Source organism: Romboutsia sp. LXY-2 (genome assembly GCF_056171995.1).
In genome coordinates this window covers 1-386 of record NZ_JBKFGI010000040.1, presented here as the reverse complement: position 1 = coordinate 386, position 386 = coordinate 1, and the positions used below count along the sequence as shown (strand labels likewise).

Below are 386 nucleotides of genomic sequence, written 5' to 3'. Positions count from 1 at the left end.
CACGAACTATATCAGCAGTAGTTATTTTGTAGTTTTTGAATATCGCATGTCCTATAAATCCAGCAGCTATACTTACTAAAGCACAACCAGTAGCAGTTATTACAACTTTCATTGGATCATTGTAAGCAAACATAACAGCAAGACCAGCTATTGGAGTAGCAGTACCAGGAGACATGTTTGTTAATCCCATTAGAGATATTATAACCCCAGACATAGCACCACCTATAAAGTTAGTAACATATACTGGTATTGGGTTAGCAGATATTAAATCCGCTTGAGTTAATGGCTCTATAGCAACAGCTATGTTGTCTTTCTTAGAACCAAACTTCATCTTAGAGAAGAATACGAAGTTCATGAAAGAAGAACCAAATACTGATAAAGCACCT

1 protein-coding gene is annotated in these 386 nt (G+C 36.0%); it reads right to left on the bottom strand.

All coding sequences use genetic code 11. From position 1 onward, the window contains the following. Nucleotides 1–386 (bottom strand): PTS sugar transporter subunit IIC (locus tag ACI48P_RS22200; protein WP_475219657.1); only part of this gene is annotated, 386 nt, incomplete at both ends.